Raw genomic sequence first — 14,453 nt, forward strand, 5'->3', positions numbered from 1 at the left:
CGGTCTGGGCCTGCGGGGGCGTCGGCCCGCGCACGGCCGCCGCCGCCGTGGCCGGCGGCGCGGCCGGTGTCGTGCTGGACAGCCAACTCGCTCTGCTTGCCGAGTCGGACCTGCCGGAGACGGTCCGTGCGGTGCTGCGGTCCCTGGACGGCTCGGAGACCGTGCTGCTCGCCGGACACCGGGTGCTGCGGCGCCGCGGCCCTGGCACGCCGCAGCCGCCGGCCGACGACCCTGAGGCGGTCGCCGCCCTGCTGGGCGCCCGTGAGCCGCGCGGCCGGCTGCTCCCGGTGGGCCAGGACGGCTTCCTCGCCGCCCGGTTCGCCGAGCGGTGGCGCGACGTGCGCGGGGCCGTGCGCGGACTCACGGCGGCGATACAGGAGGTCGACGCGGCCGGGACACCTCCGGCGGGCACGGCGCTGCGGCCCGGTTCGGCCATGAGCCGGGCGCTCGGCACCCGGCTGCCCGTCGCGCAGGGGCCCATGACCCGCGTCAGCGACCGGACCGGATTCGCCGCCGCCGTCGCCGAGGACGGAGCACTGCCCTTCCTCGCACTGGCCCTGGCCGACGGCGCCCGGACCCGGGAGCTGCTCACCGAGGCGCGGGCCGTGCTCGACGGCCGGCCCTGGGGCGTGGGCGTGCTCGGCTTCGCACCTGAGGACATCCGCACCGCCCAGCTGGACGCCGTACGTGAGCTGCGGCCCACGCACGCGGTCGTCGCGGGCGGCCGGCCCGCCCAGGCCGAGGCGCTGGAACGGGCCGGAATCCGCACCTTCCTGCACGTGCCGTCGCCGGGGCTGCTGCGCCAGTTCCTGGAAGCGGGCGCGCGCAGGTTCGTGTTCGAGGGGTCCGAGTGCGGCGGGCACGTCGGCCCCCGGGCCTCCTTCGCGCTCTGGGAGGCCCAACTCGCCGTACTGGAAGACTTTCTGGCGGAGACCGGCGAGGAGGCCGCGCGGCGGCTGGAGCTGTTCTTCGCCGGCGGGATCCACGACGCCCGGTCGGCGGCCATGGTCGCCGCGCTGGCCGCCCCGCTCAGCGCCCGGGGCGCCGCCGTCGGCGTCCTCATGGGCACCGCGTACCTGTTCACCGAGGAGGCCGTCGGCCACGGGGCCGTCCGGCCGCTGTTCCAGCGCCAGGTGCTCGCCGCCACCGGGACCGCCCTGCTGGAGACAGCGCCCGGACACGCCACCCGCTGCGTGCCCAGCCCGTTCACCCGTGACTACCGCGACCGGGAGGCCGCGTTACGGGCCGGGGGCCTGCCCGACCGGGAGGTGTGGGAGGAGCTGGAGCGGCTCAACGTCGGGCGGCTGCGCCTGGCCAGCAAGGGTCTGACCCGCGCCGACGACGGCGGACTGCGGGACGTCGACGAGGAGCGGCAGCTGAAGGACGGGCTGTTCATGGCGGGCCAGGTGGCCGTCCTGCGCTCGGCACCCACCACCGTGGCGGCCCTCCACCACGCGGTGACCGACGGCGCGGCCGACTTCTCGACCGCACGGGCCGCACGGGCCGAACAGGTCGCATGCGCCGCACGGGCCGAACAGGCCGCACGGGACATTCCGGCCACGCCGGACGCCTCCCGGGCCGTCCAGGACCTCTCGGCCACGCCGGCCGCGCAAGACCTGCCGGCCACGCCGGCCCGAGCCGTGCACGTCGGGTCCCGCGCCACCCCCGAACCGCCGCCGCCCCCACCGCTCGACATCGCGATCGTCGGCATGGCGTGCATGTTCCCGCAGGCCCCCGACCTCGCCGCCTTCTGGGCGAACGTCGTCGGCGGGCGCGACGCCGTCACCGAGGTCCCGCCCGACCGCTGGGACCCCGCCGTGCACCACACCGCCGGGCGCACGGCGTCCCGGTGGGGCGGCTTCCTGCCGCCGGTCCCCTTCGACCCGCTGCGCTACGGCATCCCGCCCGCCTCCCTCGGCAGCATCGAACCCGTCCAGCTGCTGTCCCTGGAGGCGGCCCGCAGGGCCCTGGACGACGCCGGATACGGCGACGACGGACGGGAGTTCGACCGCTCCCGCACCTCCGTCGTCTTCGGCGCCGAGGCCGGCAGCGACCTGTCCAACGCCGTCACCCTGCGCGCCGTCCTCCCGTCGTACTACGGCGAGGTCCCCGACGGACTCGACGAGCAGCTGCCCCGGCTCACCGAGGACTCCTTCCCCGGCATGCTCGCCAACGTCATCTCCGGCCGGATCGCCAACCGTCTCGACCTCGGCGGCGCCAACTACACCGTCGACGCCGCCTGTGCCTCCTCGCTCGCCGCCCTGGACGTCGGCTGCAAGGAACTCGTCTGCGGCACCAGCGACCTGGTGCTCTGCGGCGGCGCCGACCTGCACAACGGCATCAACGACTACGTCCTGTTCTCCTCCGTCCACGCGCTCTCCCCGACCGGCCGGTCGCGTGCCTTCGACGCCTCCGCCGACGGCATCGCCCTCGGCGAGGGCGTGGCCTGCGTGGTCCTCAAACGGCTCGCGGACGCCGAACGCGACGGCGACCGGATCTACGGTGTGGTCAAGGGCCTCGGCTCCGCCAGCGACGGCCGCTCCCTCGGCCTCACCGCACCCCGCCCCGAAGGCCAGCGGGCCGCGCTCCGGCGGGCGTACCGCAACGCGGGGGTCGCGCCCGCCGCCGTCGGTCTGGTGGAGGCGCACGGCACGGGGACCGTCGTCGGCGACCGCACCGAACTCACCGTGCTCGGCGAGGTCTTCACCGAGTCCGGGGCCGCGACCGGCGGCTGTGCGCTCGGCTCGGTCAAGTCGCAGATCGGGCACACCAAGTGTGCCGCCGGATTCGCCGGACTGATCAAGGCGACCCTGGCTCTGTACACCGGCGTCAAGCCGCCCACCCTGCACCTGGACCGGCCCAACCCGGCCTGGGACGAGGACGACAGCCCCTTCGTCTTCCACACCACCGCCCGGCCCTGGGCGGCACCGGCCGCCGAACGCCTCGCCGGGGTCAGCGCGTTCGGCTTCGGCGGCACCAACTTCCACGCCGTCCTGGCCGCGTACGCGGACGCACCGCCGCCCCGGCAGGCGCTGGACGCCTGGCCCGCCGAACTGTTCCTGCTGCGCGGCCGGGACACCGCCGCGGCCCGCCGGGACGCCGAGGAACTCCTGCGGGCCGCCGAATCCGACGGCAGCCCCTGGCGGCTGCGCGACCTCGCCCTCGCCGCGGCGCGCCGCGCCGACACCTCCGACGCACCGGTCCGGGCGGCGTTCGTGGCCCGCGACACCGGGGAACTGGCCGCGCACCTGCGGCGGGTGCTGTCCGGGCGGCCGGATCCGGACGCGGGGACACACCTCGCGGACCCGGTGGCCGGCCAGGTCGCCTTCCTCTTCCCCGGCCAGGGCAGCCAGCGCCCCGGCATGCTCGCCGAGCTGCTGGTCGCCCTGCCCGACCTGCGGCACTACCTGCACCTCGGCCGCGCCCTGGCCGACCGGCTCTTCCCGCCGGCCGCCTTCGACGACACCGCCCGTGACCGCCACCGGGCCGCGCTCACCGACACCCGGACGGCACAGCCCGCACTGGGCATCACCGGGCTCGCCGCTCACGCCTTCCTCACCTCGTCCGGCGTCCACCCGGACCTCGCCGCCGGGCACAGCTACGGCGAGCTGGCCGCCCTGGCCGCGGCCGGCGCCCTCGACCCGGAGACCCTGCTGGAACTGAGCGCCGAGCGGGCCGGAGCGATCCTGGCGGCGGCCGGCGACGAGCCCGGCACCATGGCCGCCGTGGGCGCCCCCGCCGACACCGTCGTCCGTCTCCTGCGCACGACCGGGGCGCCCGAGTCGGTCGTCGTCGCGAACGTCAACTCACCCGAGCAGACCGTGATCTCCGGGCCCGCGCAGGATGTCGACACCACCGTACGGGCGTTGCGCGCCGCCGGGCTCGGAGCCCGCCGCATCCCGGTGGCCTGCGCCTTCCACAGCCCGCTGGTGGCGGCCGCGGGGGAGCGGTTCGCCAAGGTGCTCGCCGACAAACCGGTCCGCGCCCCCGAGTTCCCGGTCTGGGCCAACCGCACCGCCACGCCGTACCCGCCGGACCCCGACGCCGTGCGCACCGGGCTCGCCGCCCAGATCGGCGCACCGGTGGCCTTCGCCGCGCAGATCGAGGCGATGTACGAGGCAGGGGCGCGGATCTTCGTCGAGGCGGGCCCGGGTACGGTCCTCACCCGGCTCGTCGGCCAGATCCTCGGCGACCGCCCGCACCGCACGGTCGCCTGCGAGCCCCGGGCCGACAGCGGCCTGGCCGGCTGGCTCGACGCCCTCGCCCGGCTCGCCGCCGCGGGGCAGCCGGTGCGGTCCGCCTGGCTCCTGCGGGGCCGCGACGCGGTCGACGCGCTGCGCACCCCGGCGCCGAAGCGGCCCGGCTGGACGGTCGACGGACACCTCGTCCGCACGGCCGACGGAGCTTTCCTGCCCGGTGCCCTGGCACCGGCCCGACGCGTGGTGGAGACGACTGTGACGACCGACCAGCCGCACGGCACCCCCGCCGACCGGGACGCGCTCATCTCCGAGTTCCTGCGCACCAGCCGGGAGATGATCGCCGCCCAGCGGGACGTGCTGCTCACCTACTTCGGCACCACGGCACCGGTGCCCGCGCCGCCGGTGGCGCCCGCACCGGCCCCGGAGCGGGCGGTGCCGGTCGTGCGGCAACCGCCCGTGCCGGCACGACGACCGCCCGGTGCACCCGAGCCGGCCCCGCCGGACGACGCCGAACCGGTCGTCGCCGAACCGGTCGTCGCGGAGCCGGTCGTCGTCGGGCCGGTCGTCGTCGAACGGGTCGTACGGGAGATCATCAGCGAACGCACCGGCTATCCCGTCGACATGATCGAGCCCGACCTGGACCTGGAGGCCGACCTCAGCATCGACTCGATCAAACGCGCCGAGATAGCGGGTGAACTCGCCCGGCGCCTGGGCCTCGCGGGCGGCGCGGAACTCCTGGACGACGCCGAACTGGAGGAGCTGGCCAAGGCACGCACCGCGGCGGCCGTCACGGCGTGGCTGACCGCCCGGACGGGGGCGGCGGACGGCACGGCGGATGCCGGCGCGGTCCGGGCGGGCTCCGAACCGGAGGAGCCGGACAGGATAGTGGGAGTCGCGCCGCGGCGCTACGAGCTGCGGCCGGTCCCGCTGCCCGGACCCGGCACGGCCGCCGGTCCGTCCGGCGAGCGGTTCGTCCTCCTCGGCGGCCCCGAAGCCGTGAGGGCCGAGGTCGCCGCGCGGCTCACCGGGTCCGGCGCCGACACCGTGCTCCTCGACGGCGAGCACCTCCTCGGCGCGGCGGACGGCCCGGTCCACGGCGTCCTGTACCTGGGCGCGCTGCCCGGCCCGGAGCACCCGGTGCTGCCGGAGGCCTTCCCGGTGTTCCGGGCGGCGCTGGCGTGCGCGCCGCGCCTGCTGCTGGCGGTGCGCGCCGCCGACGGCCCCGGCGCGCTGCGGTCGGCGGGGATCGACGGCCTCGTCCGCAGCGTGGGCCGCGAGTACCCGGACCTGTCGGCACGGGTGCTGGCGGTGGGCGACACCGGCCCGGCGGCCGTCGCCGACGCGGTGCTCGCCGAGCTGCGCGCCGCGGACCCGGCCCCCGTCGTCCTGCACACCACTCCCGGACACCGCCGGGGTCTGGACCTGGTGCCCGCGCCGCTCGGTCCGCTCGGCAGCACCGGCGCCGGACCCGCCGGGGACGGGGCCGCCGAGGCCGCCGCGCTCGGGCTGGACCGGGACTCCGTGGTCCTGCTGGTCGGCGGCGCCCGGGGCATCACGGCGAGGTTCGCGGCCACCCTGGCCGCCGCCTGCCGGTGCCGGATCGAGCTGCTCGGCCGCACACCCGCGCCCACCGCACCCGAGGCCCCGCACACCGCCGCCGCCCGCACCCCCGTCGAGCTGCGGGCCGCCCTCGCCGCGGGCCCGGACGCCCCGGGGCCCGACGGGATCAACCGGACCGCCGCACTGATCCTGGCCCAGCGGGAGATCACCGCCACGCTCGCCGAACTCACCGCCCTCGGCAGCCCGGCCCGCTACCGCTCGGTGGACTTCCGCGAACGGGACGCCGTCCTCCAGGCCGTCAAGGAGATCCACGCCGAGCACGGCCGGCTCGACGGCGCCGTCTTCGCCGCCGGTGTGATCGAGGACCGCCTGATCGCCGAGAAGACCCCCGAGTCGTTCCAGCGGGTCTACGGAACGAAGACCGCCGGGGCCGGGGCGTTGTTCGCCGCGCTGGACGAACTGCCCGCCCCGCCGGCGTTCACCGTGCTGTTCGGCAGCATCGCCGCCGTCCTCGGCAACCGGGGACAGGCCGACTATGCCGCCGCGAACGACGCCCTGGAGACGCTCGGCGCCGACTGGGCCGCCCGGACCGGCCGGCGGGCGCTGACCGTCCACTGGGGGCCCTGGGCACCGGCCGCCGGCCACCCGGGCATGGTCGGCGCGGAACTCGGGCGCGCCTACGCCCGGCGCGGGGTCGCACTGATCGACCCGGAGGAGGGCACCGCGGCCCTGCTCCGCGAACTCGCCTGGGGCGACCCTGCCGTACGCTCCGTCGTCTACACCGCGTCGGGCTGGTGACATGACGGCAGGTCAGACACCCGTCGCCGTCGTCGGGATGGCGGTGCTGCTGCCCGGCGCCCGCGACCTGGACGCCTACTGGCGCAATCTGCGGGACGGCGCGGACGCCATCACCGAGGTCCCCGCCGACCGCTGGGACGCCGGGCACTACCACCCCGGCTCGGCCGCCGGACCCGCCGTCGCCGGCCGGGTGTACTGCCGGCGCGGCGGATTCGTGACCGGGCCGCCCGAGGTGGAGGTCACCCGCTACGGCATCATGCCCGCGTCGGTCGCCGGCGCGGAACCCGACCAGCTGATCGCCCTCGACGTGGCGGCCGCCGCGCTCACCGACGCGGGCGGCACCGAACGGCTGCCCGACCGGCACCGGGCCGGGGTCGTACTGGGCCGTGGCGGCTACCTCACGCCCGGCCTCGCCCGGCTGGACCAGCGGGTCCGCACCGCCCACCAACTCGTCCGGACACTCGGCGAGCTGTTACCCGACCTGACAGCGGGCCAACTCGACCGGATCCGGACCGCGTTCACCGATCGGCTCGGCCCCGACAGTCCCGACGCCGCGATCGGACTGGTGCCCAACCTCGCCGCCTCCCGCATCGCCAACCGTCTCGACCTGCGCGGTCCCGCCTACACCGTGGACGCGGCCTGCGCCTCCTCCCTGGTCGCCGTCGACCAGGCGGTCACCGCGCTCACCACCGGCCGCTGCGACCTGATGCTGGCCGGGGGAGTGCACCACTGCCACGACATCACCCTGTGGAGCGTCTTCTCCCAGCTGCGCGCCCTGTCCCCGACGGAGCGCATCCGCCCCTTCCACCGCGCCGCCGACGGCATCCTCATCGGCGAGGGCACCGGCGTCGTCGTACTGAAACGGCTCAGCGACGCCGTCCGCGACGGCGACCGCGTGTACGCCGTGATCCGGGGCACGGGCGTCGCCGGCGACGGCCGTACGGCGGGGCTCGTCACCCCGGACCCCGGCGGGCAGACCCGCGCCGTCCGCCAGGCCTGGCGGGCCGCCGGACTCGACCCCGCCGCGCCGGACTCGATCGGACTGCTGGAGGCGCACGGAACCGCCACACCGGCCGGGGACACGGCCGAACTCAGCACGCTCGCCGAAGTCTTCGGGCCGGGCGCGGGCGGCGCCGGGGAACCGGACCGGCCGGTGCTCGGCTCGGTGAAGTCGATGATCGGCCACACCATGCCGGCGGCCGGAGTGGCCGGCCTGGTCAAGGCCGTGCTCGCCCTCCACCACCGCACCCTCCTGCCCACCCTCCACTGCGACGACCCCCATCCCGCCCTCGCCGCCACCCGCTTCCGCACCCTGGACCGGGCCCGGCCCTGGGACACCGACGGCCCCGGCCGGGTCCGCCGGGCAGCGGTGAACGCGTTCGGGTTCGGGGGCATCAACGCGCACGTGGTGCTGGAAGAGGCGACGGACGCCCACCACGCGACCGTGCCGGGCGGCAGCCGCGGGCGGGCGCGAGCCGGCGGGACACCTGTGAACGGGGGCCTGGCGGAGTCCGTGGCCGGGGTCGATGTGGTTCCTGTGTCGGGGGGTGTGGCGGACTCCGTGGCTGGGATCGACGTGGCGTCCGTGGCCGGGGCCGACGTGGCTTCAGAGGGCAGGGGCGTGGTGGCGGCCGTGGCCGGGGCTTCTGTGGGCGGGGTCGGTGGGCCTCCCGGGCCCGGGGTCGACCGTGGGCCTTCCGGGCCCGGTGTCGGCGGCGGGCCCGTCGCGACCGGCGTGGTGTCCGCCGGCGGAACCGGTGCGGTGCCCGGGGCGGGGGACGGCGCGACGCCCGTCGGCGGAGCACGGCGACGTCCCGCCCGCGTCGGCGAGCCCGAGCGTGTGCTCCTGCTCGCGGCCGACGACGTGGACGGTCTCGCCGCGCTCCTCGGTGCCGGGGACAGGGTCGTGCTCGGTGCCGGGCTCGATCCCGGACGGCCGCACGACGACGCCGGCCCGGCCCGGTCCGGCTCGGGATCGTGGACCCGACCGCCAAACGGCTCGCCCTGGCCCGGCGCGCGGTCGCCAAGGGCCGCGCCTGGCACGGCCGCGGTGACGTCTGGTTCCGTCCGGGACCGCTGCTCGGCCGCGCCGGCGGCAAGGTCGCGTTCGTCTTTCCCGGCCTCGAGGCCGACTTCGCGCCCCGCACCGACGACATCGCCGCCCACTTCGGGCTGTCCCCGGCCGCCGGCGCGGGCCCGGACGTCCGGGTGGGCGACATCGGCCGGCACGGTTTCGGGGTCGTAGGCGTGGGCCGCCTGCTGGACCAGGCCCTGCGCCGCATGGGTGTCGTACCGGACGCGGTCGCGGGGCACAGCGTCGGCGAATGGACCGCCATGGCCGCGGCCGGGCTTTATGCGGCCGCTGAAGTGGACGCGTTCATGGCCGGGTTCGACCCGGACTCGGTCACCGTCCCCGGCCTGGCCTTCGCCGCCGTCGGCAGCTCCGCGGACCACGTCCGCACCGCTCTGGCCGGCGCCTGGCGGGACTCCGGCATCGTGCTGTCCCACGACAACGCGCCCCGTCAGTCCATGGTCTGCGGCCCCGGCCCGGCCGTGGCGGAGTTCGCGCGGGCGTTGCGCGCCGAGGGCGTGCTCTGCCAGGTGCTGCCGTTCCGGTCCGGCTTCCACACGCCGATGCTCGGACCGTACCTCGCGCCCATCAAGGAGGCCGCCGGCCGGTTCCGGCTGCACCCGCCGACCGTGCCGGTGTGGTCGGGGACCACCGCGGCGCCCTTCCCGGCGGACGAAGCGGCGGTCCGCGACCTGTTCGTCCGGCACCTGCTGGAGCCCGTCCGTTTCCGCGAGCTGACCGAGGCCCTGTACGACGCCGGCCACCGCGTCTTCGTGCAGACCGGCTCCGGGCGGCTGCCCTCCCTGATCGGCGACACCCTGGGCGACCGCGACCACCTGGCCGTCGCCGCCAACTCGCCCCACCACAGCGGCCTGGCCCAACTCCGGCGCGTGGCGACCGCGTTGTGGACGGCCGGGGCGGCCGTCATACCGTCCGTGCCGGCGGTACCGTCCGCACCGCACCGGGCTCACGCAGCCCGGCCGCCCGTCGGCCGCCCGCCCGTCCGCCTCGACCTGGGCAGCGCCCTGGTCTCCCTGGACGGCCCGACCCGCGAGGCCCTGCGCGCCGAGCTGCGCCCGACGCCGGTCACGCGCGAGTCCGCGCACCCCGCGTGCCCCGGCGCCCCCGCCCTCGACGCCCTGGCCGCCCACCACCCGGCCGCCGCCGAACTCACCGCGCTCCTGCACGACACCGCCACGACGGCGGCCGAACTGATCACAGCTGCCGGTGCGGAGGGCCGGGGAGGCAAGGAGGGCCGGGCAGGTACAGGCGCGTTCACCCTCGCCGGTACCACGACGACCCTGCACGTGTCCGCCCGCTCCATGCCCCACCTCCTCGACCACTGCTTCTTCCCGCAGCGTCCCGGCTGGCCGGACCTGGAGGACCGGTGGCCGGTCGTCCCGGCGACGACGATCGTGCGGCACATGATGGACGCCGCGGAGACGGCGGCCCCCGGTCTGCGCGCCGTCGCCGTGCACGGCGCCCGCTTCGACCGCTGGCTCACCGCCGTACCCCCGGTCGACGTGCCCGTCACCGTCGCACCGGACCCCGACCGCCCGGGCGACCGGGTCACCGTCACCTTCGGCCCCACCGCCCGCGCCGTGGTCGAACTCGCCCCCCACCACCCGGCACCGCCCCCGCCGGGCGTGCTCCCGGCCGGTCCCGAACGGGTCCCCGACCACACCGCCGCCCAGCTCTACCGCGACCGCTGGATGTTCCACGGCCCGGGCTTCCAGGGCCTGAGCGAGCTGACCGCGCTGGGTGAGCGGCACGTGCGCGGGGTGATCACCACGCCCGCGGCCCCTGGCGCGCTGCTCGACAACGTGGGCCAGCTGCTCGGCTACTGGATCATGGCGACCCGTACCGAGCGGACCGTCGTCTTCCCGGTGCAGCTGGGCGAGGCGCGGTTCCACGGACCGCACCCGGAGCCCGGCACCCGGGTCCACTGCCTGCTGCGCATCACCTCCCTCACGGACACCGTGCTGGAGGCGGACGCGGAGCTGACCGTGGGCGGCCGGGTCTGGGCGCGGCTGACCGGCTGGCAGGACCGCCGCTTCGACAACGACCCCACCACCCGGCCCGTCGAACGCTTCCCCGAGCGCCACACCCTCTCCACGGCCCTGCCCGGCGGCTGGACGCTGGTGCACGAGCGGTGGCCGGACCTGGCCTCCCGCGAGCTGATCATGCGCAACTCGCTGGGCGGCGCGGAGCGTGCCGCGTACGCCGAGCGCCCGCCGCGCGGGCGCCGGCAGTGGCTGCTCGGCCGGATCGCGGTCAAGGACGCCGTACGGCACCGGCTCTGGCAGCAGGGCGAGGGGCCGGTCTTCCCGGCGGAGCTGCGGGTCGGCAATGACGCGCTGGGCCGCCCGTACGTCACCGGCGTGCACGGCCGCGAGCTGCCCCCGCTGGACGTCTCGCTCGCCCACCGGGCCGAGGCCGCCGTGGCGATCGTACGGCCGCAGCGCCCGCGGCCCGGCCCCGGCATCGACATCGAGGAGGTCGCCGACCGCGACCCGGGGACCCTGACCACCGCGCTCGGCCCGGCCGAACTGCGGCTCCTGCGCGCCCACTGCGACGACGGCGACGACGGCGACGACGGAGGCCACGGAGGCCACGGAGGCCACGGAGGCCACGGAGGCGTCGGCGGTGACCGCGGTGACGGGCAGGCCGTGTGGTTCACCCGGTTCTGGGCCGCCAAGGAGGCCGTCGCCAAGGCGGAGGGCGCCGGGTTCGGCGGCCGCCCCCGGGACTTCACCGTGCTGGAGGCCGCCCCGGACGGCAGCCGGCTCCTCGTCTCCGGCCGTCTGGAACGCGCCTACACCGTGCACTGCGCCCCCGTGGCCAACCCGCCCGCCCTGCCCCGGCGCGCCTACGTGGTGGCCTGGACGACCGGACCGGGAGCCGACGACGGCCCGCCCGGTCGGCCGGACGCCGGACCCCCCGACGCACGAGCCGACGCACCCGCCGACCCAGCAGCCGAGGAGTACCCCCGATGAACCCCACCCAGCCGGCCCCGGCGCAGCCCACCGCCGACACCGTCCTCGCCGACGTCACCGGCATGCTCCGCACGGTCCTGGCGGAGTACGGCGACGACGACGTGGAGATCGGCATGTCCACCACCTTCAACCGCGACCTGGAGCTGGAGAGCATCGACCTCGTCACCCTGGCCGGGCTGCTGGAAGAACGGTACGGACAGCGGGTCAACCTCGCCGAGTTCCTGGCCGGCATGGAGTTCGACGAGATCATCGAGCTGACCGTCGGACGGCTCGTGGCCTACGTGGCGGGGAGCCTCGACACGGGCCGGACGGTCTGAGCCGTGGCGATGGTCGACGCCGGCGGCATCCGGCTGCACGTCCAGCGGACCGGCCCCCGGGACGGCCGCACCCCGCACTCCACCGTCGTCCTGGTGCACGGGCTGCTCACCGACAGCCTGGCCAGCTACTACTTCACCGTGGCACCCGTGTTCGCGGCGGCCGGGCTCGACGTCGTCATGTACGACCTGCGCGGCCACGGCCGCAGCGAGCGCCCGGCGCACGGCTACACCCTCGACCACAACATCGACGACCTGGAGGCGCTCCTCGCCCGGCTGGACGTCACCGGGCCCGTGCACCTCGTCGGCAACTCCTACGGCGGCACGATCGCGTTCGGGTACGCGGCCCGCCATCCCGGCCGCGCGGCCAGCCTGACCCTGATCGAGTCCGAGCCGGCGACGGCCGCCTGGGCCGCCAAGCTCGGCGGCATCCTGCGCCGGGTGGTGACCGAACTCGCGCACAACGAGCCCGACGCGATCGCCTGGATCACCGCCCACCGCGGCCACAACACCGCCCGGCTCGCCAGGGGTGCGGCCCGCCTCGCCCGTGAGACCAGTCTCGGCCTCGACATCCCCGCCAGCCGGGTCCTCACCGAGGACCAGATCAGGGCCGTACGCTGCCCGGTCCTCGGGGTGTACGGCGGCGACTCGGACCTGGCGGAGCTGGTCCCGGTGCAGCGGCGGCTGCTGCCGGACTTCCGGGCGGTCGTCCTGCCCGGGCACGAGCACTCGGTCCTGGTGGAGGCGCCCGGCCCGGTCGGCGCGCACGTCCTCGACCTGGTGTCGGCGGGGGCGGGGGCCCGGTGAGCGGGTTCCTGTTCGTCGTCCCGCCGCTGACCGGGCACATCAACCCCGCCGTCGGTGTCGCCGCCCGGCTCCGCGCGCGCGGCCACCGGGTGGCCTGGGCGTGTGCCGACCCGGCACTGGTACGCCGGCTCGCGGGCGCGGACGCGGCGGTGTTCGCCTGCGCGGGACCGGTGCCGGGCGCCGACGGCGCGGTACGGCCGCCGGAACTGCGGGGTGCGGAGGCGCTGCGGTTCCTGTGGGAGTGGTATCTGCTGCCGCTCGCCGACGCGATGGCACCGGGGGTCCGCGCGGCCGTCGCAGCGTTCCGCCCCGATGTGGTAGTCGCCGACCAGCAGGCCCTCGCCGGCGCGCTGGTGGCCGAGCGGCTCGGCCTGCCCTGGGCCACGTCGGCGACCACGTCCGCCGAGTTCGGCGGCGCCTACGACGGCCTGCCCAAGGTCGCCGACTGGATCCGGCAGCGGCTGGCCGGGCTGCGCGCCCGTATCGGCGACCCCGCCGGCACCACGGACCCGCGTTCCTCCCCCCACCTGCTGCTGGTGTTCAGCACCCCCGAACTCATCGGGCCGCGGGCGCCGTCGGCCGCGCACATCCGGTACGTGGGCCCCTCGCTCGCCGGCCGCCCGGCCGGACCGGACTTCCCCTGGGAACGGCTGGACCACGGCCGGGCCGGGGTCCTGGTGACCCTCGGCACCGCGAACGCCGGCACCGGCGACCGCTTCCTCGCCGCCTGCCTGGCCGCGCTGCGCGACCGCGCCGACCGGGTGCAGGCCGTGATCGCCGACCCGGCCGGCGCGCTGCCCGTGGCACCGGACGACAAGGACGTCCTGGCCCTGCCCTCCGTGCCCCAGCTTCCCCTGCTGCGGCGGATGGACGCCGTCGTCTGCCACGCGGGCCACAACACCGTCTGCGAGGCCCTGTGGCACGGCGTCCCGCTCGTCGTCGCACCGATCCGGGACGACCAGCCGGTGGTGGCGGGGCAGGTCGTGGACTCCGGCGCGGGCGTCCGGGTCCGCTTCGGCCGGGTCACCGCGACCCGGCTGGGCGAGGCCCTCGACACCGTCCTGCACGACACCGCCCACCGGGCCGCCGCCGCCCGGATCGGCACCGCGTTCCGCGCGGCGGGCGGCGCCCCGGTGGCGGCGGCCCACCTGGAACGACTCGCAGCGGAGCCCCGATGACCCGCACACGGAAAGACGACCCGGACGCCGGGCACAAGACGCGTCGTATCGCCGCCCTGCGCCCTGCCTACCAGGCCGATCTCGACGCCGGGACCGACCGTTTCCTCGGCCCGCGGCGCTCCACGTGCCCGTGGTGTTCCTCCGGGCGGCTCGTCCTGCGGCTGCGCACGAGCGATCTGCTGCAGCACAAGCCCGGCCGGTTCACGCTGGACCGCTGTGCCGACTGCGGGCACGTCTTCCAGAACCCCCGGCTGACCGAGGAAGGACTGGAGTTCTACTACCGGGACTTCTACGACGGCCTCGGCGAGCAGCGGATGAGCGGGACCTTCGGCGGGCGTACGGCGATGTACCGGGACCGCGCCGAGGCGATGCTGCCGCACGACCCCGCGCCGGGGACCTGGCTGGACGTCGGCACCGGCCACGGCCACTTCTGCGCGACCGCCCGCACCGTCCTGCCCGGCACGGTCTTCGACGGCCTGGACTTCACCGACGGCGTCGAACTGGCCGCCCGCGAGGGCCGCGTGGACCAC

At 76.6% G+C, this 14,453-nt stretch carries 4 protein-coding genes and 2 pseudogenes; all 6 read left to right on the plus strand.

Features of this window, described 5'->3' with window-relative positions:
- Positions 1 to 6,557 (plus strand): type I polyketide synthase (locus tag IE312_RS00380; protein WP_189977139.1); only part of this gene is annotated, 6,557 nt, incomplete at its 5' end.
- Position 6,558: 1 nt separating this feature from the next.
- A pseudogene (locus IE312_RS44625) lies at positions 6,559 to 11,624 on the plus strand (beta-ketoacyl synthase N-terminal-like domain-containing protein).
- Positions 11,621 to 11,941, plus strand: coding sequence for an acyl carrier protein (locus IE312_RS00395; RefSeq protein WP_189977141.1), 321 nt, complete (start codon positions 11,621 to 11,623; stop codon positions 11,939 to 11,941). The pseudogene IE312_RS44625 and the gene IE312_RS00395 overlap by 4 nt, the downstream one beginning before the upstream one ends.
- 9 nt (positions 11,942 to 11,950) lie before the next feature.
- Complete coding sequence (locus IE312_RS00400; RefSeq protein WP_189978177.1) at positions 11,951 to 12,745, plus strand: alpha/beta fold hydrolase; 795 nt, start codon at positions 11,951 to 11,953, stop codon at positions 12,743 to 12,745.
- A complete protein-coding gene (locus tag IE312_RS00405) occupies positions 12,742 to 13,923 on the plus strand; it encodes a glycosyltransferase (RefSeq protein ID WP_189977143.1) in 1,182 nt (393 codons plus the stop codon). The genes IE312_RS00400 and IE312_RS00405 overlap by 4 nt, the downstream gene beginning before the upstream one ends.
- Positions 13,920 to 14,453, plus strand: a pseudogene (locus IE312_RS38310) (class I SAM-dependent methyltransferase); the annotation flags it as partial. The gene IE312_RS00405 and the pseudogene IE312_RS38310, both read left to right, overlap by 4 nt.

The sequence above is a fragment of the Streptomyces capoamus genome, assembly GCF_014654935.1.
Classification (GTDB): Bacteria; Actinomycetota; Actinomycetes; order Streptomycetales; family Streptomycetaceae; genus Streptomyces; species Streptomyces capoamus.

Bases quoted from the DNA above. Each gene is read 5' to 3' on its own strand.
- IE312_RS00395 (WP_189977141.1), top strand. From the start codon at position 11,621: ATGAACCCCACCCAGCCGGCCCCGGCGCAGCCCACCGCCGACACCGTC.
- IE312_RS00400 (WP_189978177.1), top strand. From the start codon at position 11,951: ATGGTCGACGCCGGCGGCATCCGGCTGCACGTCCAGCGGACCGGCCCC.